This is a genomic window from Enterococcus avium ATCC 14025, assembly GCF_000406965.1.
Taxonomy (GTDB): Bacteria; Bacillota; Bacilli; order Lactobacillales; family Enterococcaceae; genus Enterococcus_A; species Enterococcus_A avium.
Map to the genome: position 1 here is coordinate 1,141,979 of NZ_KE136357.1, position 22,148 is coordinate 1,164,126.

Genomic DNA, 22,148 nt, shown 5'->3' on the forward strand with positions numbered 1-22,148 from the left:
TTTAAGAGGTCAAAGGATTGATACATCAATCTTTTGACCGCTTTTCATCTGGTCTTTTTCCTATTAAACTGGAGATATGAAACCCAATATTTTACACGCCATTTTCTTTGATGAATATCAAAACTGGGAGAAATTCAATCAAAGGTACACGAGAAGGATTCGATCCGTTGTGAAAAGAGAAGTGAAGAAGTTTCGCGATTGTGGTGACCTTAAAAAAGGTTATCGTCTATTTGTCTGTGAAGGATGCCATGATGTAAAGAAAGTGGCTTTTCGTTGTAAAGGGAAATTTTGTCCAACTTGTGCAACTGGGGAAAGTCAACGGTGGGCAGAGGTTGCGGCGAATGATCTGTTTACAGTGACGCATCGACACGTCATCTTCACGATCGATGAAGGTTTACGTGAGATTTTTCTGAAGGAGAAGTATCGTAAGGAGCTTTTAAAAGGATTAATGGATGAAGCTGCACGGATACTATTAGATTTTTTTAGAAAGCACCATATACAAGCTGGGGTTGTGGCAACACTCCACACCTTCGGTTCTCAGCTAGAATACAATCCGCATGTTCATTTAGTCGTCACCATGGGTGGACTGACGAAGGATGGAAAATGGAAGGACTATGACTATTTTCCGTTCGCAATGTTGAGGAAATATTGGCAGAATGCGGTCCTAAAGCTCATTCGAAGAACCTTATCCCAATGGGATAAGGCACGAGTCCAGCCGCTTTTACAAGCGGCGTACACGAAAAATGCAGAGGTTTTTTACGTGCATGCACCCAAAAGGAGCCGAACTTCTCTCAAAAAGATATTAGAATATATCAGTCGTTATATGAAACGTGGTCCCATTGCTTTAAATCGTATCCTTTTGTACGATGGGAAAATAGTGATGTTTCAGTATCATGATAAACGAACTAACACGGATAAGATAAAGACGATGTCGGCAGAGGAATTTATTGGTGCACTGATTCGTCATATTCCAGAGAACCAGTTCAAAACAATTCGTAGATACGGCATTTATAGTCGGCGGATCAAGACAATCATGAAAAAAGTATTAAGTAATTACCAGAAAGAGATTCAACGAATGCTTGTGAATGTGAAGAAAGCACTTAAACCAAAATCATGGTGTGAACGAATAGCCGAAGAATTCGGAGTAAATCCATTGGAATGTACTAGATGTGGCGAATATTATGAATTTAGTGGAGTTAGTGTGTCTAAAAATGGACGACTTGTAGTGAAATATGCGAAGAATAAAGAATCGGAACGATTCATGCGAGAGGAGAATAAAAAAATTGGGGAAGAAGCATCGAAACGTAAGTATGAAAAAGAAAAAGAAGCAGCTTTTAAAAAACTTCGATTCCAATGGAGTGGTTCATTACATTTGTCTTGAATGTGGGATAAAGGAAAAAATTCCAAAGGAAGTAGTTCAATTTTTGGATGCAGGAGATGTTGCATTTGATCCTGAGAACGCTCCGCAATTTGATTGCGAAAAATGTGGTGGAGAGATGTATCCAGAATACTATAAGAACATACTTGGACACGAATTTAGAATCAGTGATCGACAATAAAATGATTTATCTAAACAAAAAGTCCTCAGGAGCGGTTTTCTCCTGAGGTTTTCTTATTTGCTTTGGGTTCAAAAAAGAAAGGCTACTCTGTAAAACGACAAATAGGATAAAAAAACAACTAGAAACTGGCATTTTAGATAGGAACAGTTGAATTACTAAGGTTTATGTCAGTGATTTCCAGCTACTGATAGTTAAAAATAGAATTTTATTATTGGATTTTATTTGAAATATGTGTATTGGTCTTCAATCATTTTTACACAACATTGCCTTTAAATGATTGTTTTTAACAAAATAAACCGAAATAGTTACTGATAATCACAAATGATGACGCTTTGTTAACGTTTCTATAGATTATGATACCTTTCGTAAGGAAAAAAGAACGAAACCGAATAGCTTGAGCGTGCTGTCATTTGATGGCTTTTTTCGTTAGCGAGGTTATTTATTTCGTTCAATTTATAGAAAGAAGACAAATATTAATGAAGAAATCAACCAAGCAAAAAGGATTGTTATTTGTCTTTTCCACCTTTTTTGTGTTAACAGGCTCCTTTGTTACACAAGCGCTGGTGAGCCTCCCTGTTTCCGCGGAAACGATTGTTACTCCAACAAAAACAGAAGAACGGATCGAAACTAAAGAAATCAATCGGGTGATTCATTATACCTACGAAAGCGCCAAGAAAGCCACGTCAGACAAAACGGAAACAGTCACTTTCACACGTATCGTAACGGAAAACCTAATGACCGGTGAAGCTGTTTATGGAGAATGGGTGGCCGCAGACCAGGATACCACCTTTGAGAAGGTGAAGAGTCCGAAATTCAATGGGTATACAGCAGATAAAAAGGTAATCGATGAAGTGACTAATCTCGAAGTTGACGATGAAGACGTAGAAGAAACAGTAACATATAAGAAAATCGCTTCAGTAACTTCAACTGCGGAGTCGAGGGAATCAAGCACACTATCGTCAGTAGAATCAAGTGATTCAACCACTACTTCATCGAAGACTCTTCCAAGTAACGGTGAAAAGAGCCAGCACTACGTTACATGGTTCGGTGGTATTGCGATATCCGTGATGATGATCCTTGGCGTTTTAGTTAATCGTTTGAAACGCAAAATAAATTAAGTGCTAATAATATTGTTGTTTATAGGAAGTTTCGAAGGACAGTGAACTTATTTCAGATAGAACAACTGGAGGAATTTTATATGAGAATATTGGTGTTAACCAAGAACATCCATCATGAATTAGTATTACAACGAGAGTTGCAGATTTTGAATCACGAAGTTTTCGTGACACGAAATGAACGGAGCATTTGTTTAGTAAATGAATGTGAGCTTGTATTTGATTGTTTATTTTTGAGTGAAACGTTATCAGAGAAAGAATTTTTATCAATAACCAAGAAAGCTTTTTCCTTATTTAACGGGCAAATAATTCGTGTGATTCCTGAAAACGGAGAATACCCTTCACACTCAAAAGAAGCTTCAAACGTATTATACGTTAGTCGGTCATTTGTCGATTTGCGAGATCTTTTAGCCACGCTCATTACTAAAAATGATGAATACAAAGAACAGGCAACATTAGAACAATTTATTCGAAAGTTGAGCAAGAATGAACAGTTATTTTTTGAACAACTACAGGAGGAGCGACCGATCACTCGCCAACAATTATGTCAGATCATTTGGCAAGGGGACGAATCAAAATCGAGAAAATCTCAGCTCTCGTACATAGCGAAGAAGGTCAATAAGAAACTCGCGGCATACAACTATACAGACAAAAGAATCAAGACCTACTGGGGGAAAGGGTATATCCTTCAGTAGTTTGGAGTGTTGAATTTTCGATGGTGATAAACGGGGCTATCTATCGTCATTTTGTTGCTATATGTAGCTTTTTATATACGAAAGCATTATAATATAGATAGTTAATAATAAGAGGAGGGAGCAAAATGGCAACCATTCGCATTGATGATGAGTTGAAAAAAGAAGCCGACGAAATGTTCGACGAGGTGGGAATGAATACTTCAGTTGCGGTGAAAATTTTTTTGACACGATTTGTTAAAACTGGGAAATTTCCATTTGAAATAGAAACAATCGATCACCAGCCCAACGAGGAAACATTAAAAGCCTTCAAAGAGACCGATGAAATGATTAATCAAGGAAATTTAGGGAATAACGAAGAATTGCAGGCCTACTTTGATAGAATGAAAAAGGAAGCCGATTTGGATGCTTAATTATCAGACAACAAAACGTTTCGATAAAGATGTGAAAAAAATTGATTAAACAAGGGCGATAGATAGAAAAATTGCAACAGGCGATGGAGTTACTGATAAATGAAGCGGAGCTGGGTCAAGAGTACAAGCTTCATCCATTAGAACCCAAGAATCAGATTCCAAAGCGATGGGATATACATATTGGTGGACGGAATAGTGATTGGATTGTTATTTTTTATTATGTGTTCGCAAAGAAGACAATTATTTTTGAACGCACAGGCAGTCATTCTGACCTTTTCAGATAATTGGATACTTTGTACTAAAGAGTCTTTCGAGGCTCTTTTCTTTTTTGCAACAGCAGGGAACTTGGATTATCTGTGATTCTCATCTATACTTTTATTAGGCATTCTTTTTTTGAGTAACGAATATCATGCCTATAATCGAAAGCGTGTACATGTCGAGAGGAAGGGGAAGAATTTATGAAGAAACCAATCCATGTTTTTTCGGAAATCGGTCCATTGAAACAAGTGCTTCTGCATCGGCCTGGACAGGAGCTAGATAACTTGATGCCCGATTATTTGGAGCAGTTGTTGTTTGACGACATCCCATTTCTTGATCAGGCGAGAAGGGAGCATGATCTATTTGCGGATACCCTTCGATCAAAAGGTGTTGATGTGCTCTACTTAGAAGATTTAGCTGCGGAGTCCTTAACATGTGATGGGATTAAGCAGGAATTTTTACAGGAATACTTAGATGAAGCCTTCATCACTGACGGTGATATCCGCAAAGAAATTACGGACTATTTTTCAGCTATTAAGGATAACCGCATGTTTATTGATCATACGATGGCAGGGTTGAAAAGAAATCAGCTGTTTGACAGGACGGATGAGGCGTCACCTTTTTATATTGATCCAATGCCGAATTTGTATTTTACTCGTGATCCCTTCTCAACGATTGGAAGCAGTATCGCACTGAACAAAATGTATGCCGAAACCCGTCGCAGAGAGACGTTTTATGCCAAGTATATCTTCAACCATCATCCCATGTTTGCGCAGAATCCTGTGAATCTGCTGTACGACCGTGAAGACAGTACGAGACTTGAAGGCGGCGATGTATTGGTGCTTTCAAGCAAAGTATTGGCTGTCGGAATCTCCCAAAGAACTGATATGGAATCCATCAAAAAATTAGCCGCCCGCATTTTTGAATCAGAGCCAAGCTTTGAGCAGGTATTGGCCTTCAATATTGGCGAAGAACGAAAATTCATGCACCTAGATACCGTCTTTACGATGGTGGATCAGGATAAATTTACGATCCATCCTGAGATCGAAGGAGATTTGGCGGTCTATTCACTAATCAAAGCCAATCAAAAAGTAAAAATTATTGAAGAAAAGGATACGTTAGAAAATATTCTGTGCCGCTATCTCGATTTGCCGGCTGTAGAGCTGATTCGTTGCGGCGGAAATGATATCACCGCAGCTGCTCGCGAGCAATGGAACGATGGCGCGAACACCCTAGCGATCGCACCCGGCGAAGTGATCGTCTACGACCGGAACACGATCACGAATAAGAAATTAAAAGAAGCCGGCGTCAAAATAAACACCATCCCAGGAAGTGAACTCGTTCGCGGACGCGGCGGTCCACGTTGTATGAGTATGCCGTTTGTTAGGGGATAGATGCCGTTTTGGTGGGTTCATTATATGGGAAAAGGAAATTGGTTGTTAAAAAAACTACATGGCATCGAATTGGACAATTTTTGATATGAGTGATTTTTGTTTCCGAATTTATATAACGTGACTCTCGCAAGACATATGAGAAAAAATCATAGTAACAAACTCGTTGTACTAATAACAACAGCTCCTTACTATGATTAAAATATATATTCAATAATTTGATCTATTTTAGCCATATCTTGCAAAGGTAAGGATTCAATTTTTTTGAGCTTTCTCTCTTTGAAATCAAGTGATTTTAATTGAGAAATAAGTATTTGTCCCGTAGTGTCTAAATCGTTTGGTAAAGAATAACGTGTTGGTAAGTTTCTTATTGTAGAAGTAATCGGGCAAATCACTGCAAACAGCGTTTTACGGTTAAACTCGTATCTAGATACGACCAACCCAGGACGTCTCTTTTGAATCTCTTTTCCTGCGGAAGGATCAAAATCAATCCACACAATATCTCCTTTTTTAGGAACATAGATTTTTTCTTCAGTCATTATAAAATCTCTCTTCCTTCAGGAGATAAATCTGTCCATTCGTCTTTTTCATAATACTCCGCTTCTTCTCCACCACTGAAGGGATCTTCGATTTTGGGAACTAATGTGATTGTCCCATCATCAGAATAGACAACAATATACTCTTTGTTTTCTTTAGGTTTCTTCCCGTTATCCGAAGGTAAGGTTATCACTACAGAGCTTCCTTGTAATCTAGATTTTGCAATAAGCATAGTACCACTCCTTTATATCAATTTTACCATGCAACACTCAATCACGCAATGGGTGCAAATTTCATTTTAGTGTCTAGAGAAAATGCTAATTTTATATAGAAAGAAAAACCAATACGAGACAGATGTTTAGTAAAAATCATTATGATGTCTTTTTGGAAGAGGAGAACAGGTCATGGCTATTTTAGAGAACTTACTTGGCATAGACAATCAAACAGAGCTTGCCAAAGCCAAAGAAAAAGTAAGTAAAACCAGAGCAAAAGAACTCGTAGAAAAGAATGTCATTGATTCGTTTGATGTAGGCACCTTTAAAGGACTGGCTCAAATTCATCATTATCTGTTTCAAGATATTTATCCTTTCGCGGGAAAAACCCGAGAGGTTGATTTAGCAAAAGGTCAGTTTAGATTTGCGCCAGTGCTGTATCTTGAACCCGCACTGAAAGAAATAGAGAAGCTCGAACAGACGAATTACGAGCAAATTATTGAAAAATATGTAGAGATGAACATTGCTCACCCCTTTAGAGAAGGCAACGGTCGTGCCACTAGAATTTGGTTAGACCAGATACTGAAGAAAGAAATAGAAAAGATGGTAGACTGGAACGAGGTAGACAAGGATCAATACCTTTCAGCAATGATCATGAGTCCGGTGAATGATCTTCCTATTAAAGAGCTATTGAGACCTGCCTTGACCGACAAGATTGCTGATCATGAAACCTATTTTAAAGGGATTGATGCTAGTTATTATTATGAAGGATATACAGAGTTTAAGACAGAGGATTTGTAGTTGTAACTGATGTGATATATACGCCCAATCATCTATATCGATGATTAGGCGTTTTTTTGTGTTCAAAATATGTTTGGTACATTAGAAATTTATCGCATTATGAGAGAGAAAACACCAAATTATCGAAGAGAAGATAACCGATGGATAGTTAAATCAGCTTCAACTACTACCAAAAAAACTACATTAAGACCATTCATCTACTAATTGGCACAAAAGTGCATTTCTATTTCAAAATAAAAATGTTTAAGAAAAGCACAAAAGTGCAATTTAGAATCTATTTCACAAGCGTCGTTGACGAAATCGCTTTCAGGTGATAACTTTTTACTTACGAAAGGACAGTAAATACTTTCGAAAGAAAAAGGAGGAGTGACGTATGAAAAGAAAGCTAAAGAGTAAAAAGGTTTTTGCTACTATTACTGACCTGTTTATTTTCTCCGTATTTGCAAGGGTTGTTCTTTATGGATGCCATCAAATCGGACTGGGGATGCAGCTTTCATTACTTGTTGGTCTATTAGTTGGAGGGATAATCAATTATGTATTAATTCCTTTATTTTTCAATAGACAGACCATCGGAATGAAGGTTAATCATCTTGCTTATGTATTTGTGAATAGTAGCACTAAATGTGATGGTATCGTCTTGTTGCTGAGGTTTTTATTGCAATTATTGTTGAACGTTGTTTTTCTTGGAATTCCCTTAGCAGTAAATCTGTTTCTGCTTGTTTGGAGAAAGGATGCTTTTACGCTAGTGGATCAGTTGTTTTCACGTGTCATGGTGAATCAGGAGTTACGTTAGAGAATGGAAAGGGATGAGTGATTTATGAAAAAATTATTTGGGATTCTACAAAAGGTCGGTAAGTCGTTAATGCTGCCTGTTGCTACTTTGCCGGCTGCTGGGATTTTACTCGCGTTTGGAAATTTGTTCCATCAGGAAACGGTTTTGAACCAATTTCCAGTGTTGCAGGCCGGCTGGTTTCAGATTGTGGCAGATGTAATGGAGCAATCTGGTTCGATTATTTTCGGCAATCTGCCGTTGCTATTTGCAATTGCGGTCTCCATTGGATTAGCTAAAAATGATGGAAGTGCGGCCCTTGCTGGGGTTGTTGGTTACTTGATGATGAACATGGCGATGGGGGCTATTTTAGGAATTACACCAGAAATGGTGGCTGAAAATGGTCAGAAATACGCCACTGTATTAGGGATTCCTACGTTGCAAACGGGTGTCTTTGGCGGGATCATCGCCGGGGTGATTGCATCCAATTGTTTTAATAAGTTCTATAAGATCGAATTACCGCCTTATCTAGGCTTCTTTTCTGGAAAACGATTTGTCCCAATGGTAACGGCGGTATTCTCACTGCTGATTGCGGGAGTTTTATGCTTCATTTGGCCGCCGATTCAGGATGGCTTGAATGGTTTTTCTTCGACCGTTATTGAAACGAATCAAACGTTGGCTGTCTTTATTTTTGGAGTAATCGAGCGGGCATTGATTCCCTTTGGTCTTCATCACGTATTTTACGCGCCCTTCTGGTTCCAATTTGGTTCTTATACGTCGACTTCAGGAGCTATTATCCACGGCGATCAGCAAATTTTCTTCCAACAAATGCGTGACGGGGTTGCGCTAACCGCGGGAGCCTTCATGACAGGGAAATTCCCATTCATGATGTTTGGCTTGCCAGCTGCTGCCTATGCCATGTATAAGGAAGCAAAACCAGAAAGAAAAGTGTTAGCCAGTGGGATTTTACTATCAGGAGCCTTAACCGCCTTCTTAACAGGGATTACGGAACCATTAGAGTTTTCTTTCCTATTCATCGCGCCTGCTTTGTACGGTATTCATTGTTTATTAGCCGGAGTTTAATTTGCGGTGATGAATATTTTAGGGGTAAAAATCGGGATGACCTTATCTGGCGGGTTAATTGATTTCATTCTTTTTGGTGTTTTAGTCAATCGTACCTCTTGGTGGTTGGTGATTCCGGTTGGTTTAGTCTTTGCGGTTATTTATTACTTTGTCTTCAGATTTGTGATCGTCAAGCTGAATTTGCCAACCCCTGGTCGTGAGGAAAATGTTGACGACGAAGAGGCCGCGGCTGTTTCATCTGGCGGCAATCTTGTGGTTAGCTGGAAAATCATTGATGCATTAGGCGGCAAAGCCAATCTTAAATCGGTGGAAGCCTGTATCACACGGTTAAGAACCGTATTGGTGGATAACTCGATTGTGGATGAAGAGATGTTGAAAAAATTAGGCGCAGTGGGTGTCGTGCACGTTGGCGATGGCTTCCAAGCGATTTTCGGCGCAAAATCAGATATTTATGCGACAACTATCAATGAAATCATCGATTCGAATATGGAACGTCCTGCTGAAATTGATTTGGAGAAAACGATCACAGTGGAAGCTCCGTTAGAAATCAAGCTGGATGACGCCTGTGCGAATATTAAAGAAAAAGTTGTTTCACCAGTAGCCGGAAAAATCGTTCCCATGAGTGAAGTACCAGATCCAGTCTTTTCACAAAAAATGATGGGTGATGGATTTGCCGTTATTCCAGAAGATAATGTGATTGTATCACCGATTGATGGAACGGTTATCAATGTCTTCCCAACGGAACACGCGGTAGGCTTAGTAACGGATTGCGGCATTGAATTGATCGTGCATGTTGGTCTGGATACGGTCGCGCTTAAAGGCGAAGGCTTCCAAGTGATGGTCAATGAAGGAGACCAAATTCATAAAGGCCAACGCTTGTTCATTGTTGACTTTGACTATTTGAAAGAGCAAGGGAAAAATACCATGACGATTGTTGCCTTTACCAATCTAGCGAATAAAGAGATCAAAATTGTTTCCGGAGATTCGGTTTCTTCCAGTCAAGCGGCGATTGTTGATTTAGCGTAAAGCAAGGAGTGACTTTAAAATGTACATGGTATTTGATATTGGTGGAACATTTGTAAAATATGCAATTTTAGATAGGTCTGGAAATATCTTCATTCAAGGAAAATTTCCAACGCCGCAGCAGTCATTGGATGAATTATTACTTGAAATGTTTTCAACGATTGAGCGTTATGAAGAATACGAGGTCAAAGGCATTTCCATTTGCTGCCCGGGGGTAGTCGACTCTTATCAAGGAGTCGTCTACTACGGCGGCTGTTTAACCTATTTACATGAAGTAAATCTCAAACAGAAATTCATTGAAAAATTTAAGCTTCCTGTTTCGATCGAAAACGACGGCAAAGCGGCGGCACTTGCTGAATTATGGCGCGGGGGAGTCAATCAGTCCAAACATGCCGTGATTCTGGTTTTAGGCAGTGCAATCGGCGGCGGCATCGTGATCGATGGTAAGCTCCATCGTGGACAGCATTTTTCCGCTGGTGAGGTGAGCTATATGGTAGGGGACCCGACAGACCAGCCAGGGATTTTTAAAATGTGCGGTTTTGATGCCTGTGCGCCTAAAATGATCAATGATATTGCTGAGGCAAATGGTTTGTCTCCTGATACCGATGGCCGCATCGTCTTTGAATATATCAAAAAGGAAAACGCAGCATCGTGGTCAATCTTTACGGAATACTGCCATAAAATTGCTAAAATGATCGTCAGTCTACAATACATTCTCGATCCTGAACGTTTCATTATCTGCGGCGGGATCAGTACTCAGTCACTTGTGTGTGAACAGATCATGAAGGAAGTAGAGCAGATTTATAAGAAAAATCCGATGTACTTACTGATGCCTGTTATTGAAAATTCGACGCTAAATAATGACGCCAATCTTTATGGCGCGCTGTATCACTTCTTCGAGGAATATATCGAGAAAGCCGATGAGTACGCGGAGCATAATGCGATCTTGTGTCCAAATTGCAGTACGGAGTTGATCCAGTCAGAGCAGAAGGCTGTGTAAGGTAGCGAAGGAGAGAAAGATGGAGACAGTTGAAAAGAAAAAGAATCATTTTTTAGAATCGATTTTATCAGGAGTCAACTATATGCTGCCGTGCGTAGTAGCTGGCGGGATTATGTTAGGTGTTAGTTTTTTATTAGATGATATTTCCATCAATCCTGATACTTATGGAACCAACTTGCCTTTAGCGGCATTCTTCAATAATAACGGGAATATCATGTTCAGCTTCATGTTACCGGTCTTTTGTGCCGGGATTGCCTTTTATATTGCTGGAGTCGCGGGGATTCCTGCGGCACTAATGGCCGGGGCAATCTGTCGTGATGGCGATTCAAGTTTCTTGGGGGCGCTGTTATTAGGTTTCGTTGTTGGCTTGTTTGTTCTATTGCTTAAAAAGCTATTGGCGAAGCTGCCAGAGACGTTTACAATTTTGAAAGACTTACTGCTCATCCCGCTTATTTCGGTGATTGTTACAGCAATAATCGCACAATTTTTGGTGGAGCCGATTATTGGCACGTTGAACCTGTTAATGAATTCAGGGCTACAGTCTATGAATGGGTCAAGTCAGATTATTTTAGGCGCTGTTTTAGGTTTAATGCAGTCTGCGGATATGGGTGGTCCGATCAATAAAACGGCGTATCTGTTTGCTACGGCTGCCTTGGCAAATGGACAATATGTTTTGATGTCTGCGGTATTAGCTGGTGCCTTGATTCCGCCGTATGTCACAGGAATTTCTTCCTTATTGTTTAGAAAAAAATTTACGGAGAAAGAACGGGGACAAGGAATCACCAACTTGATTATGGGACTAGCCGGCATCTCAGAAGGCGGCATTCCTTTCCTATTGAAAGATCCGCTTAGAGTTGGCGCTGCGTGTATGATTGGCTCAGCAATTGCTGGCGGTGGCTCTGTTTTACTCGGGTATTCAGTCATGGCGCCGTTTGGCGGATTCTTCATTTTACCGCTGAATGCGAATCCTTTTGGGTTTGTCCTTTCGGTTGTATTAGGGGTAGCTGTGGGTGTCGTTATTCTTGGCGTAACCAAAAAAGAAGCGGCAGAAGCCGAAGTTGAAATAGCAAATTAACAAAAATGCATGTGATCAAAAAATGGCGGGCTGCCCGTCAATAGGACAATGAAATATTTTTTTTTGAACTACTCTTCCATCTTTGGAGAGTAGTTTTTTTCAAGTAGTAGCTACCGCTTTGTGTCGTTTCAGCTTCCGCGAGGATTATATCTCCTAATCCAGTTGATTCTTCATTTTCCCCATAATAAACACCCCTAACTAGGACGTAATTATTTCCTTGTCCTCGTTAGGGGTTAATTTATCAGATTAAGATGATTTGGCTTCAGTCAATGTAATTTCACGATAGAAAAACTATTGTATTACATTTAGATGGTACAAAACAAAAGGTGATTTATGAAATTTGTATAATCTCTTAGAGTCATAGAAGACTGAGGGATTTTAATCAACGAGGCACAATCAGCTTGTGTTTCATTGATTAAAGTTAATATGTTCTGATTTCTGGAGGTGTGTAATTTTTTATAAATTGATCGATTTCCTTTAATGAAACAGAAAATAGCGTCTTGGCTCTGTCTGCTTCAGTAAGAAATTCGTTTTCCACCATATTATCAAATAGATTCTTCAATGGATTATAAAATCCACTTTCATTGAACATAATACATGGATTTGGATTTTGACCAATCCTTGACCACGAAATCATTTCTGTAATTTCTTCCAATGTTCCTGGCCCGCCTGGTAAAGCTATGCAGGCATCTCCTAGAGTGAACATTTTTTGCTTTCTTTCAGCCATATTTGCAACGGTATACATTTTGGTCAACTTAGGGTGAGCCAATTCTCTTTCCATTAAAAATGTGGGCATTACACCGATCGCAGTCCCATTTTTATCAAGCACCGCATCAGCAACAACTCCCATCAATCCAGCTTTTCCACCACCATATACTAACGAATGACCTTGATCAGCGATCCATCCCCCTAAGTTCTCAGCGGTTTTCTGAAAGATTGGGTCTTTCCCCGTATTAGCTCCACAATAAACGATGATATTCAAATATTTCCCCTCTTTCTTTCATAGTTAGTTTAGTGTACCATAGAAAAAAGAACTTATGTTCCTAAAAAAGGAGGTTATAGATTGGAATTAAGAAAGTATCAAACATGGATCAGTGAATTTTATAAAAAAAGAAATTGGTATCAATATAATCCATTTATTCGCTCTAATTTTTTATCCGAAGAAGTCGGGGAAGTCTGCCGCGCAATTCGAGCTATTGAAATCGGCCGTGATCGTCCCGATGAACAACAAGCTGACTATCAAGAATCTCTTGAAAATTTGACAGAGGAGCTGGGAGACGTTCTTGATAACTTATTAATTATCGCGGATAAATACAACATTTCTTTTGATGAAATCATGACTACCCATAAGAAAAAATTAGAACAGCGATATAATCATAAGTAAAGGCATTTTTCGTCATAATGCTCGCACGCCTTTTTTAGTGAACCGAACAGGAAATCTGATGGTCCTCAAAGATCGCTTTAAAGTAATCCAAATCTTCGGTATGAAGCTGAGGGATATCGTGCATCGTGTACTCTCTCTCAAGGTATTCGTATTTTTTTTCTCCAAACTGATGAAAAGGCAGCAGCTCGACCGTAGTGATCCCCATCTGATTAAAGAGCTGAGCAAAGGCTTCGGCATTTTCCTCTCCGTCATTATAGTTCGGGATGACCGGAATTCTTACTACTAAATTGGGATGCTCGTTGAGGGCGTAGGTTAAATTATTTAAGATAGGCTTCAACGACACACCCGTTCCTCTTTTATGTTCGTCTTCATCGTGGTGCTTCACATCAAAGTAGAGAATGTCGACTTGCTCGATATATTTTTTAAAGACTTCAGCTCGAGCGAATCCCGTCGTCTCACTAGCGGTATGAACGCCTTTCTCCTTTAATTGTCTAAGTAATTCGGTAGCGAACTCTGCCTGATAAAGGACTTCGCCGCCAGATAAGGTGACGCCGCCGCCGGATTCTTCATAGAATGGTTCGTCCTTCATCACTTCCTCAATGATTTCGTCTAAGGTTTTGTATTCACCTACAGTAGTGACAGCCTTTTTTTGGTTATCCCACATATTTTCTGGTTTACCGTCCTGAGACTCCGGATTTGAACACCAGTAGCATTTCAATGGGCAGCCTTTGAAAAATACGACGGTTCGGATACCAGGACCGTCATGAATACTAAATTTTTGGATATTAAAGATACAGGCTTTGTCTTTCATGGTAAGACTCCTTTCCTAACTCACTTGTATTTTAACAAATAATATTGTATTCGTAAATATAATATATTACGTACGAAACTAAATGATTTTAAAATATTGTTGCGTGATAGGAAATATGGTAATCTAAGAGGGATAAAGGAGGTTCACTATGACAAGAGAAGAGGAAATTATTTCGATAGTAAGTCAAAAGAAAAAAATTGAAGTAAATGAACTTTCGGAATTGCTAAACGTATCCAAAGTAACCATCAGAAAAGATCTGGATAAATTAGAATCACGAGGCCTTTTGCATCGCCAACATGGGTTTGCCTTATTGAATAATATGGATGATATTAACTATAGATTGGCTCAAAATTACGATTTAAAACGAAAAATCGCCTTAGAAGCCAGTAAAATTGTTAATGATGGCGATGTGATCATGATCGAATCGGGGTCTACCTGTGCGTTGTTGGCAGAAGAGTTGGCCTTCAATCGAAACGACATTACGATCATTACGAATTCATGCTTTATTGCTTCCTATATAAGGAAAGCGGATTCGGTGAAGGTGATCTTAATCGGCGGCGAGTATCAAAAGGAATCTCAGGTGAACGTGGGGCCGCTGGTAAAACAGGTAATTAGCGAATTTTACGTCGATAAGCTATTTGTTGGCATTGATGGCTTTGATTTGAAGCGGGGCTTTACTGGCAGTGATATCACGAGATGCGACACGACGAGAACCTTAGCAACCGCGGCGAAGCACACGATTGTCTTAACGGATTCCAGCAAATTTACTCAAAATGGCGTGGTATCTGAATTTGGATTTAATGAGATCAGCAAGATTTTTACCGATGATGGGATTGAAGAAGCAACACGCACTTTCCTGAACAAAAATAAAATTGATGTCATCGCAGTGAAGTAATGGGTTACCCTTAAAGAGAATTGCACATTTGTGCAATTCTCTTTTTTCTTTTTTTGTTCTGGATTCATATTGACGTATTTTACCAGTGCATGGTATCATAACTTCGAAAGAACAATAAAATAGTTACGAACGAAACAGGAGGGCTTGATATGAGTATTCAAACAAAAGAACGTGAAGGTACGAACAGTCAACCGTATTTTGGTCATTTAACAAATCGTATGAACGAGTATCGGGAATCTGTACTGAACAAGAAACCCTATATTTGTGCAGAACGCGCATTATTAGCTACTGAAGCCTATAAGGAAAATCAACATCAGACAAATGTCATGAAACGGGCATTGATGTTAAAAAACATTCTAGAAAAAATGTCGATTTACATTGAAGATGAAACCTTGATCGTCGGAAATCAAGCAGCCTCCAACAAGGATGCACCGATTTTCCCAGAATATACGATGGAATTCGTTTTAAATGAACTTGATCTATTTGAAAAACGTGATGGCGATGTCTTCTATATAACTGAAAAAACCAAAGAGGATTTACGTTCGATCGCGCCTTTCTGGGAAAACAATAATTTACGAGCAAAAGCGGGCTGCTTACTGCCTGATGAAGTTTCTGTATTTATGGAAACGGGCTTCTTCGGAATGGAAGGAAAGATGAATTCTGGCGATGCCCACTTAGCCGTGGATTATCGGACTGTGTTAGAAGTTGGCTTGGAAGGCTATCGCAAACGGACATTGCATGAAAAAGCGAACCTAGATCTGACAGAGCCGGAAAGCATTGATAAATACCAATTTTACAATGCAATTTTGATCGTATTAGATGCGGTTCAAACCTACGCAGAACGTTTCTCTGCCTTAGCAAAACAGCTGGCCGAAACAGCGACACCGGAAAGAAAAGCGGAGCTGTTAGAGATTAGCCGTATTTGTGCAAAAGTTCCCAATCAGCCGGCGGAAACCTTCCAAGAAGCAGTACAATCAGTTTGGTTTATTCAATTGATTTTACAAATTGAATCAAATGGCCATTCGCTTTCTTACGGTCGCTTCGATCAATATATGTATCCATATTTGAAATCTGATCTAGAAAAAGGCACCATTACTGAAGCGAAGGCGGTTGAGCTGTTAACCAACCTTTGGATCAAAACATTAACTATTAATAAAGTAAGAAGCCAAGCCCATACCTTTAGCAGTGCAGGCAGTCCCTTGTATCAAAATGTCACCATTGGCGGCCAAACGCGGGATAAGAAGGATGCCGTAAATAAGTTATCTTATCTTGTCCTTCGAAGTGTTGCGCAAACAAAATTGCCGCAGCCTAATTTAACGGTTCGTTATCATTCAGGATTGGATAACGACTTTATGAATGAATGTATTGAGGTAATGAAGCTAGGTTTTGGGATGCCTGCTTTTAACAATGATGAAATCATCATCCCTTCATTTGAAAAAATTGGTGTCACAGAAGAAGATGCCTATGATTATAGTGCAATCGGCTGTGTCGAAACGGCTGTTCCAGGTAAATGGGGCTATCGCTGTACCGGAATGAGCTACATGAACTTCCCTAAAATCTTAATGATTGCGATGAATGACGGGATTGACCCGGTTTCTGGTAAACGTTTTGTTAAAGGTTATGGTCATTTCAAAGAGATGAAGTCCTTTGAAGAGCTGCAGGATGCTTGGGATAAAACCGTGCGTGAATTAACGCGTATGAGTGTCATTGTAGAAAATGCTATTGATATTGGCCTTGAACGAGAAGTCCCAGATGTTTTGTGTTCTGCACTAACGGAAGACTGTATCGGCCGAGGGAAGACATTGAAAGAAGGCGGAGCCGTTTACGACTTCATTTCAGGCCTTCAGGTTGGGATTGCCAACTTAGCGGATTCTTTAGCAGCGATTAAGAAGCTCGTTTATGAAGAGCAAAAAGTAACGCAAGAAGAGCTTTGGGAAGCATTGATGACAGATTATGCCAGTGAACGCAGTCAAGAAATCCAGCAAATGATCCTAAACGATGTTCCAAAATATGGGAACGACGATGATTATACCGATCAGTTGGTGACAAAAGCTTATGACAGCTATATCGAAGAAGTCAAAAAATACCCAAGTACCCGTTTTGGACGCGGACCAATCGGCGGAACCCGTTATTCTGGAACCTCATCGATTTCAGCAAATGTCGGTCAAGGGAAAGGCACAATGGCTACACCAGACGGACGTAATGCGTGGGTGCCTTTAGCTGAAGGCTGTTCACCATCCCATAACATGGATAAAAACGGACCGACTTCCGTGCTTAAATCAGTCTCTAAGCTAAGAACAGAGGAAATCATTGGTGGCGTCTTACTCAATCAAAAGGTTAATCCTCAAACGTTAGCCAAAGAAGAAGACAAGCAAAAATTGATCATGCTGCTTCGCGCCTTCTTTAATAAATTGCACGGATACCACATTCAATACAATGTCGTCTCTAGAGAAACATTGATCGATGCACAAAGACATCCAGAAAAACATCGTGACTTAATTGTCCGCGTTGCCGGCTATTCTGCCTTCTTCAATGTCTTATCAAAAGCAACCCAAGATGACATTATTGAACGGACCGAGCATGTATTGTAAGAGATTCCTTATATCTGAGAGACCTAGTCTCTCAGATATATTCTAGGTTTAACTGCAAGTGAATATTTGTGAATTTTTCCACAAATAATCCGAATTACTTGAAAACGGAGTGTGCAAAAATGGAATTTATGTTAGACACAGCAAATATCGCAGACATTAAAAAATTTGAAAAAATCATTCCTTTAGCAGGTGTGACGTCAAATCCTTCAATCGTAAAGAATGAAGGCAACATCGAATTCTTTTCTCATATGAAACAAATCAGACAAATCATCGGAGACGACAAATCCCTTCATGTCCAAGTTGTTGCCACAGATTATGAGGGAATGCTTAAGGATGCAGAAACGATTTTAGCGAAAATTGACAAAAATGTCTTTGTAAAAGTTCCTGTCAGTGAAGAGGGCATAAAAATCATTAAAGAATTAAAGAAACGCGAAGTGAATGTGACTGCAACCGCAATCTACACCAAATTCCAAGCGTATTTAGCCATCGCAGCAGGTGCGGATTACATTGCGCCTTATTTCAACCGAATGGAAAACTTAAACATTGATCCTAGAGAAGCCATTGCTGAAATGGCGAAGGAAATTTCAAGAACCAACAGCCAGACCAAAATTCTTGCTGCTAGCTTCAAAAATGTCGGTCAAGTGAACGCCGCTTTAGAAAATGGCGCGCACTCTGCAACGATGGGTGTAGACATCATTAAATCTGCTTTTGCAATGCCGTCAATTGAAAAAGCAGTGGTGGATTTCACCTCTGATTGGGAAGCAAGTTTTGGAGAAGGAACGACTATCGCGTCACTTTAAAAAAAATTTGGAGGTTCGTTATGGAGAAAGTATTTGCAAGTCCGTCAAAATATGTACAAGGAAAAGGTGTGCTGACTACTGGGATTGCGCATATCAAAGCGTTAGGAGTCAATGCATTGTTACTTTGCGACGACATCGTTTGGGAAATTGTTGGAGAAACGTTCAATGATCAATTAAAAAAAGAGAATATCGCTGTTACCCGTGTTCCATTTAACGGGGAAGCTTCAACCAAAGAAATTGAACGCGTAAGCGACATTGGCAAAACCAATCAAAGCGATTTGGTTATTGGCTTAGGCGGAGGAAAAACAATTGATGCAGCAAAAGCAATCAGCGATAAATTAGCTATCCCTGTTGCTGTTGTGCCGACGATTGCCTCTACCGATGCACCAACTTCAGCTTTGTCTGTTATCTATTCAGAGGAAGGGGTATTTGAGCAATATTTGTTCTATAAGAAGAATCCCGAATTGGTGTTGGTAGATACGGCAGTGATTTCCAAAGCGCCGAGCCGCCTGTTAGCTTCTGGTATTGCGGATGCACTTTCGACTTGGGTCGAAGGGAGATCGATTATCGAAGCCCATGGAAAAACGATGGGTGGCGCAGCTCCAACTTTAGCAGCTGAAGTGATCACCGAAAAATGTGAAAGTGTTTTGTTCGCGAACGCCTTTCAAGCGATAGAAGCCTGCGAAGCAAATGTGGTAACACCAGCTTTAGAGGCAGTTGTCGAAGCTAATACACTTCTAAGCGGGATTGGCTTTGAAAGCTGCGGACTTGCAGCGGCGCACGCGATCCATAACGGCTTTACCGCACTGCATGGAGACATCCATACCCTGACTCACGGAGAAAAAGTCGCTTACGGAACCCTGACTCAGCTATTCTTAGAAAATAAGCCAAGAGAAATGATCAACAAGTTTGTTTCCTTCTATCAGGCTCTAAACCTACCAACAACATTAAAAGATTTGAAGTTGGAAAATGTTTCCTACGAGGAGCTCTTAAAAGTTGGCAAATTAGCGACTCAAGATGGTGAAACCATCCATCAGATGGCGGCAGATTTTACTGCCGAAGATGTGACAGATGCGTTGTTTGCGGTTGATGCTTATGTGAAGTCGTTGAACAAATAATTATGTCCAGAAATAACTTTAATACGATGAGTTAAGGAAGAAGTCCTTTGTGGCTTCTTTTTTTGGTGAAAAGCTGAGTTTGGTTAGTAAGCTTTCACTGGATAATTTAGTTGGGCTTCGTAAAACGCGCCATAAGTGATGATTTTATTCAAATCTAAATTGATATGATAGGAATTCTAGGGGAATGTTAGAAAATTACTGAAAGATGGCATGTGGTAGTGGATGGTTGGCAAGTATCTATAATTATTTCAGAAAATTAGTAGGATGCAAGAACAAATAAACCATAGCAATATTTTTGGCTATGGTTTATTTGTTGATTGGCGCGAAATCAGCGAAACTGGAACAATTAATAATTGATCTGTCTCATTTGGATGTAGGATGAGATTCAATAAATTATCTACAGCAACTTTGGCAATTTTATCAGTATCTTGTTTAACAGAAGAAAGTGGAGGAAACGCATATTTAGCTGCAGGAGTATCATCAAATCCAATTATTTTGATATCTTTAGGAACCGATTTATTTAATTGACGTAAAACTAGCATCGTTTCTAAAGCAATCGAATCATTGATACAAAAAATTCCGTCAATTTTAGGATTTTCTGTTAGATAAGTTTCAATAAGTTTTAAAAAATTTTGTTTGTCAGGATCTATATTCAGCAAATGATTCTTAGAGGAAAAGACGATATTATTCTTTTTTAATGCATCTTTAAAACCGCTGAACCGTTCTCTTGTTGACGTAGATTTTCTACTATGCATAGCGATTAAGGGATGTTGACAGCCAGAGTTAATTAGCTCTTCTGTTGCCTTAAAAGCGCCTTGATAATGATTAGACGAAATGAATATAGTGTCTTTTCTAGTTTTTGGCTCTCTGTCAATACAAATGTAAGGGATATGCTTGTCGCTAGGTGCATAATCAAAGTCAAAAGCTTCTGCTCCAGAAATCACGATTAAGCCATCCACGCCTTTGCCTTCAAGCATTTTTAAGTAGGCTGTCTCTTTTTCTTGACTACGAGCAGTATTACATATTATCGTAGAATACCCCTTATCAAATAAGATTTCTTCGATTTTTTGGACAACATCGGCAAAGAAATAGTTACTGATATCAGGAACTAAGATTCCAATCGTAAAAGAACGATTCATTCTAAGACTTTTAGCATTGTAGTTCATTTTATATCCAGTTTCTTCGATCACTTTCAAGACTTTTTGACGTGTCTCCTCGGAGAATCGGCCGTTGTCATTGATCACTCGGGAAACGGTGGCGATTGATACACCGCTGAGAGTAGCGATGTCTTTTAAAGAATATTTTTTCAAAGTAGCACCTCTTTGAGTAAACGATATCCATATCGTGTTTTATTTACTCATATTTTCCCATAAACAGATTAGTAATACAATGGAATCATTAAATAAGACGTTGACATTATTTTGTTGAGGTGATATATTTTGGTTAATCGATTACTCAATTATTTTTTTGTTTTTTGGGAAATCGATTACTCAAGGAGGTTGAAGAGATGAAAAAATTATTGTGTCCATCATTAATGTGTGCAGATTTTTCTAGATTGAAAGAAGAAGTTGAAGAATTAGATCGAGCCGGTACGGATATATTTCATATTGATTTTATGGATGGTAGTTTCGTTCCTAATTTTGGTATGGGGCTACAGGACTTTGAAATGGTTCGATCTTCTACTCAAAAGACCGTGGATGTTCATTTAATGATTCAAGATCCAAGTAAACATGTAAAAATGTTTGCCACTATGGGAGCGGATATTATTTATATTCATCCTGAAGCGGACCAACAGGCGTCTCGGACATTAGACGTTATTCGTGGTATGGGAAAGAAAGCTGGAATTGCGATTAACCCAGGAACGTCAGTTGAAAATATCTTGGAACTATTACCTTTAATTGATTATGTGATGGTAATGACAGTTAATCCTGGTTTTGCAGGACAAAAATATTTGGAGTTTGTGAATCCTAAAATTGAAAAACTTGTTAAATTGGCAGAGGATTTCAATTTTGAGATCCTAGTGGATGGAGCGATTTCTCCAGAAAAAATTCAACAACTTAATGGAATAGGTGTGACTGGTTTTGTCTTAGGTACTTCTGCTTTATTTGGAAAGAAAGATAGATATGATGAAATTCTGAATAAACTTAGAAATGAAACAGTGGAGGCGTAAATAATGAAATTAGCAATTGGTAGCGATCATGTAGGATTTGAATTAAAACCAGTAATTATTGAGTATTTAGAAGAGCTTGGACATGAGGTAACTGATTTTGGACCATACTCGAGTGAAAGAACAGACTATCCAATTTATGGTAAGAAAGTGGCTGAAGAGGTTGCAGCGGGTAATTTTGATTGTGGCATTCTTATCTGTGGAACCGGAGTGGGAATTTCGATTTCTGCTAATAAAGTTAAAAGTATCCGAGCAGTCGTTTGTAGCGAACCTTATTCTGCAAGATTATCTAAAGAACACAATAACACAAATATTCTTGCCTTTGGCTCACGGGTTGTCGGTAGTGAGCTTGCCAAAATGATTGTCAAGGAATGGCTAGATGCGAAGTTTGAAGGCGGGAGACATTCTAAGAGAATTGAGATGCTTAATCGTATCTAATTTTGAAAAAATATAA

General features: G+C 39.3%; 25 protein-coding genes. 20 read left to right on the forward strand and 5 right to left on the reverse strand.

Annotated features, from left to right (window positions below):
* The first annotated feature begins 76 nt into the window (after positions 1 to 76).
* From OMU_RS05435 to arcA, 7 genes are all read left to right on the forward strand, one after another.
* Entirely contained in the window at positions 77 to 1,381 is a 1,305-nt protein-coding gene (locus tag OMU_RS05435) for an IS91 family transposase (protein WP_081638473.1), read from the forward strand.
* A gap of 43 nt (positions 1,382 to 1,424) precedes the next feature.
* The gene (locus tag OMU_RS23870) at positions 1,425 to 1,559 is read left to right on the forward strand and encodes a hypothetical protein (protein WP_256596771.1); all 135 of its coding nucleotides are present in this window, start codon (positions 1,425 to 1,427) and stop codon (positions 1,557 to 1,559) included.
* Between the two features lie 476 nt (positions 1,560 to 2,035).
* Complete coding sequence (locus tag OMU_RS05445) at positions 2,036 to 2,677, forward strand: mucin-binding protein (RefSeq protein WP_016178968.1); 642 nt, start codon at positions 2,036 to 2,038, stop codon at positions 2,675 to 2,677.
* Positions 2,678 to 2,757: 80 nt separating this feature from the next.
* The gene (locus OMU_RS05450) at positions 2,758 to 3,369 is read left to right on the forward strand and encodes a helix-turn-helix domain-containing protein (protein ID WP_016178969.1); all 612 of its coding nucleotides are present in this window, start codon (positions 2,758 to 2,760) and stop codon (positions 3,367 to 3,369) included.
* Between the two features lie 125 nt (positions 3,370 to 3,494).
* Positions 3,495 to 3,779 (forward strand): type II toxin-antitoxin system RelB/DinJ family antitoxin, encoded by a 285-nt coding sequence (locus OMU_RS05455; RefSeq protein ID WP_016178970.1) that lies wholly within the window; start codon positions 3,495 to 3,497, stop codon positions 3,777 to 3,779.
* Positions 3,780 to 3,862: 83 nt separating this feature from the next.
* Positions 3,863 to 4,063, forward strand: coding sequence for a type II toxin-antitoxin system mRNA interferase toxin, RelE/StbE family (locus OMU_RS05460; protein ID WP_229078953.1), 201 nt, complete (start codon positions 3,863 to 3,865; stop codon positions 4,061 to 4,063).
* 174 nt (positions 4,064 to 4,237) lie between these two features.
* The gene (arcA, locus tag OMU_RS05465) at positions 4,238 to 5,431 is read left to right on the forward strand and encodes an arginine deiminase (RefSeq protein ID WP_016178971.1); all 1,194 of its coding nucleotides are present in this window, start codon (positions 4,238 to 4,240) and stop codon (positions 5,429 to 5,431) included.
* A gap of 194 nt (positions 5,432 to 5,625) precedes the next feature.
* Here arcA and OMU_RS05470 read toward each other — a convergent pair whose 3' ends face one another.
* Together OMU_RS05470 and mazE are read right to left on the reverse strand one after the other, a co-directional pair.
* Positions 5,626 to 5,967: a type II toxin-antitoxin system PemK/MazF family toxin gene (locus OMU_RS05470; RefSeq protein WP_016178972.1), complete on the reverse strand. Its 342-nt coding sequence runs from the start codon at positions 5,965 to 5,967 to the stop codon at positions 5,626 to 5,628.
* A complete protein-coding gene (gene mazE / locus OMU_RS05475; RefSeq protein WP_016178973.1) occupies positions 5,967 to 6,197 on the reverse strand; it encodes a type II toxin-antitoxin system PemI/MazE family antitoxin in 231 nt (76 codons plus the stop codon). The genes OMU_RS05470 and mazE overlap by 1 nt, the downstream gene beginning before the upstream one ends.
* Positions 6,198 to 6,369: 172 nt before the next feature.
* On the opposite strand from mazE, the gene fic reads away from it, so the two are divergent.
* The 6 genes from fic (at position 6,370) to OMU_RS05505 (ending at position 11,928) form a co-directional block, all read left to right on the forward strand.
* Positions 6,370 to 6,978 (forward strand): protein adenylyltransferase Fic, encoded by a 609-nt coding sequence (gene fic / locus OMU_RS05480; RefSeq protein ID WP_016178974.1) that lies wholly within the window; start codon positions 6,370 to 6,372, stop codon positions 6,976 to 6,978.
* Between the two features lie 373 nt (positions 6,979 to 7,351).
* Positions 7,352 to 7,771, forward strand: coding sequence for a hypothetical protein (locus tag OMU_RS05485; protein WP_016178975.1), 420 nt, complete (start codon positions 7,352 to 7,354; stop codon positions 7,769 to 7,771).
* Positions 7,772 to 7,795: 24 nt separating this feature from the next.
* Entirely contained in the window at positions 7,796 to 8,830 is a 1,035-nt protein-coding gene (locus OMU_RS24000) for a PTS transporter subunit EIIC (protein WP_016178976.1), read from the forward strand.
* Between the two features lie 9 nt (positions 8,831 to 8,839).
* Positions 8,840 to 9,856 (forward strand): glucose PTS transporter subunit IIA, encoded by a 1,017-nt coding sequence (locus tag OMU_RS24005; RefSeq protein ID WP_016178977.1) that lies wholly within the window; start codon positions 8,840 to 8,842, stop codon positions 9,854 to 9,856.
* Positions 9,857 to 9,875: 19 nt separating this feature from the next.
* The gene (locus OMU_RS05500; RefSeq protein ID WP_016178978.1) at positions 9,876 to 10,853 is read left to right on the forward strand and encodes an ROK family protein; all 978 of its coding nucleotides are present in this window, start codon (positions 9,876 to 9,878) and stop codon (positions 10,851 to 10,853) included.
* A 19-nt stretch (positions 10,854 to 10,872) separates the two neighbouring features.
* Positions 10,873 to 11,928: a PTS fructose transporter subunit IIC gene (locus OMU_RS05505; protein ID WP_016178979.1), complete on the forward strand. Its 1,056-nt coding sequence runs from the start codon at positions 10,873 to 10,875 to the stop codon at positions 11,926 to 11,928.
* Positions 11,929 to 12,349: 421 nt separating this feature from the next.
* On the opposite strand, the gene OMU_RS05510 is transcribed toward OMU_RS05505, so the two are convergent.
* A complete protein-coding gene (locus OMU_RS05510; protein WP_016178980.1) occupies positions 12,350 to 12,910 on the reverse strand; it encodes an LOG family protein in 561 nt (186 codons plus the stop codon).
* A gap of 81 nt (positions 12,911 to 12,991) precedes the next feature.
* Between OMU_RS05510 and OMU_RS05515 the strand changes: the two genes are divergently transcribed.
* Positions 12,992 to 13,312 (forward strand): MazG nucleotide pyrophosphohydrolase domain-containing protein, encoded by a 321-nt coding sequence (locus tag OMU_RS05515; protein WP_016178981.1) that lies wholly within the window; start codon positions 12,992 to 12,994, stop codon positions 13,310 to 13,312.
* A gap of 34 nt (positions 13,313 to 13,346) precedes the next feature.
* On the opposite strand, the gene OMU_RS05520 is transcribed toward OMU_RS05515, so the two are convergent.
* On the reverse strand, positions 13,347 to 14,123 hold the full coding sequence (locus tag OMU_RS05520) for a glycyl-radical enzyme activating protein (protein ID WP_016178982.1): 777 nt from the start codon (positions 14,121 to 14,123) through the stop codon (positions 13,347 to 13,349).
* Positions 14,124 to 14,271: 148 nt separating this feature from the next.
* Here OMU_RS05520 and OMU_RS05525 point away from each other — a divergent pair, with 148 nt between their 5' ends.
* The 4 genes from OMU_RS05525 (at position 14,272) to OMU_RS05540 (ending at position 19,527) form a co-directional block, all read left to right on the forward strand.
* Positions 14,272 to 15,018 (forward strand): DeoR/GlpR family DNA-binding transcription regulator, encoded by a 747-nt coding sequence (locus OMU_RS05525; RefSeq protein WP_016178983.1) that lies wholly within the window; start codon positions 14,272 to 14,274, stop codon positions 15,016 to 15,018.
* 149 nt (positions 15,019 to 15,167) lie between these two features.
* Entirely contained in the window at positions 15,168 to 17,609 is a 2,442-nt protein-coding gene (locus tag OMU_RS05530) for a glycyl radical protein (protein WP_016178984.1), read from the forward strand.
* 119 nt (positions 17,610 to 17,728) lie between these two features.
* Positions 17,729 to 18,409 carry a fructose-6-phosphate aldolase gene (locus OMU_RS05535; RefSeq protein WP_016178985.1) on the forward strand — a complete coding sequence of 227 codons (681 nt, stop codon included), beginning with the start codon at positions 17,729 to 17,731 and terminating at the stop codon, positions 18,407 to 18,409.
* Positions 18,410 to 18,429: 20 nt separating this feature from the next.
* Positions 18,430 to 19,527 (forward strand): glycerol dehydrogenase, encoded by a 1,098-nt coding sequence (locus tag OMU_RS05540; protein ID WP_016178986.1) that lies wholly within the window; start codon positions 18,430 to 18,432, stop codon positions 19,525 to 19,527.
* A 299-nt stretch (positions 19,528 to 19,826) separates the two neighbouring features.
* On the opposite strand, the gene OMU_RS05545 is transcribed toward OMU_RS05540, so the two are convergent.
* Positions 19,827 to 20,837, reverse strand: coding sequence for a LacI family DNA-binding transcriptional regulator (locus tag OMU_RS05545; RefSeq protein ID WP_016178987.1), 1,011 nt, complete (start codon positions 20,835 to 20,837; stop codon positions 19,827 to 19,829).
* 197 nt (positions 20,838 to 21,034) lie between these two features.
* Here OMU_RS05545 and rpe point away from each other — a divergent pair, with 197 nt between their 5' ends.
* Both rpe and rpiB read left to right on the forward strand, forming a co-directional pair.
* A complete protein-coding gene (gene rpe / locus OMU_RS05550; RefSeq protein WP_016178988.1) occupies positions 21,035 to 21,697 on the forward strand; it encodes a ribulose-phosphate 3-epimerase in 663 nt (220 codons plus the stop codon).
* Between the two features lie 3 nt (positions 21,698 to 21,700).
* Entirely contained in the window at positions 21,701 to 22,132 is a 432-nt protein-coding gene (rpiB, locus tag OMU_RS05555) for a ribose 5-phosphate isomerase B (protein ID WP_016178989.1), read from the forward strand.
* Positions 22,133 to 22,148 lie beyond the last annotated feature (16 nt).

Bases quoted from the DNA above. Each gene is read 5' to 3' on its own strand.
- rpe (WP_016178988.1), top strand. From the start codon at position 21,035: ATGAAAAAATTATTGTGTCCATCATTAATGTGTGCAGATTTTTCTAGA.
- OMU_RS05460 (WP_229078953.1), top strand. From the start codon at position 3,863: ATGGAGTTACTGATAAATGAAGCGGAGCTGGGTCAAGAGTACAAGCTT.
- OMU_RS05530 (WP_016178984.1), top strand. From the start codon at position 15,168: ATGAGTATTCAAACAAAAGAACGTGAAGGTACGAACAGTCAACCGTAT.
- OMU_RS05450 (WP_016178969.1), top strand. From the start codon at position 2,758: ATGAGAATATTGGTGTTAACCAAGAACATCCATCATGAATTAGTATTA.
- mazE (WP_016178973.1), bottom strand. From the start codon at position 6,197: ATGCTTATTGCAAAATCTAGATTACAAGGAAGCTCTGTAGTGATAACC.
- OMU_RS05540 (WP_016178986.1), top strand. From the start codon at position 18,430: ATGGAGAAAGTATTTGCAAGTCCGTCAAAATATGTACAAGGAAAAGGT.
- OMU_RS24005 (WP_016178977.1), top strand. From the start codon at position 8,840: ATGAATATTTTAGGGGTAAAAATCGGGATGACCTTATCTGGCGGGTTA.
- rpiB (WP_016178989.1), top strand. From the start codon at position 21,701: ATGAAATTAGCAATTGGTAGCGATCATGTAGGATTTGAATTAAAACCA.
- OMU_RS05500 (WP_016178978.1), top strand. From the start codon at position 9,876: ATGTACATGGTATTTGATATTGGTGGAACATTTGTAAAATATGCAATT.
- OMU_RS05535 (WP_016178985.1), top strand. From the start codon at position 17,729: ATGGAATTTATGTTAGACACAGCAAATATCGCAGACATTAAAAAATTT.
- OMU_RS05455 (WP_016178970.1), top strand. From the start codon at position 3,495: ATGGCAACCATTCGCATTGATGATGAGTTGAAAAAAGAAGCCGACGAA.
- OMU_RS24000 (WP_016178976.1), top strand. From the start codon at position 7,796: ATGAAAAAATTATTTGGGATTCTACAAAAGGTCGGTAAGTCGTTAATG.
- OMU_RS05525 (WP_016178983.1), top strand. From the start codon at position 14,272: ATGACAAGAGAAGAGGAAATTATTTCGATAGTAAGTCAAAAGAAAAAA.
- OMU_RS05485 (WP_016178975.1), top strand. From the start codon at position 7,352: ATGAAAAGAAAGCTAAAGAGTAAAAAGGTTTTTGCTACTATTACTGAC.
- OMU_RS05505 (WP_016178979.1), top strand. From the start codon at position 10,873: ATGGAGACAGTTGAAAAGAAAAAGAATCATTTTTTAGAATCGATTTTA.
- OMU_RS05470 (WP_016178972.1), bottom strand. From the start codon at position 5,967: ATGACTGAAGAAAAAATCTATGTTCCTAAAAAAGGAGATATTGTGTGG.
- arcA (WP_016178971.1), top strand. From the start codon at position 4,238: ATGAAGAAACCAATCCATGTTTTTTCGGAAATCGGTCCATTGAAACAA.
- OMU_RS05445 (WP_016178968.1), top strand. From the start codon at position 2,036: ATGAAGAAATCAACCAAGCAAAAAGGATTGTTATTTGTCTTTTCCACC.
- fic (WP_016178974.1), top strand. From the start codon at position 6,370: ATGGCTATTTTAGAGAACTTACTTGGCATAGACAATCAAACAGAGCTT.
- OMU_RS05520 (WP_016178982.1), bottom strand. From the start codon at position 14,123: ATGAAAGACAAAGCCTGTATCTTTAATATCCAAAAATTTAGTATTCAT.
- OMU_RS05435 (WP_081638473.1), top strand. From the start codon at position 77: ATGAAACCCAATATTTTACACGCCATTTTCTTTGATGAATATCAAAAC.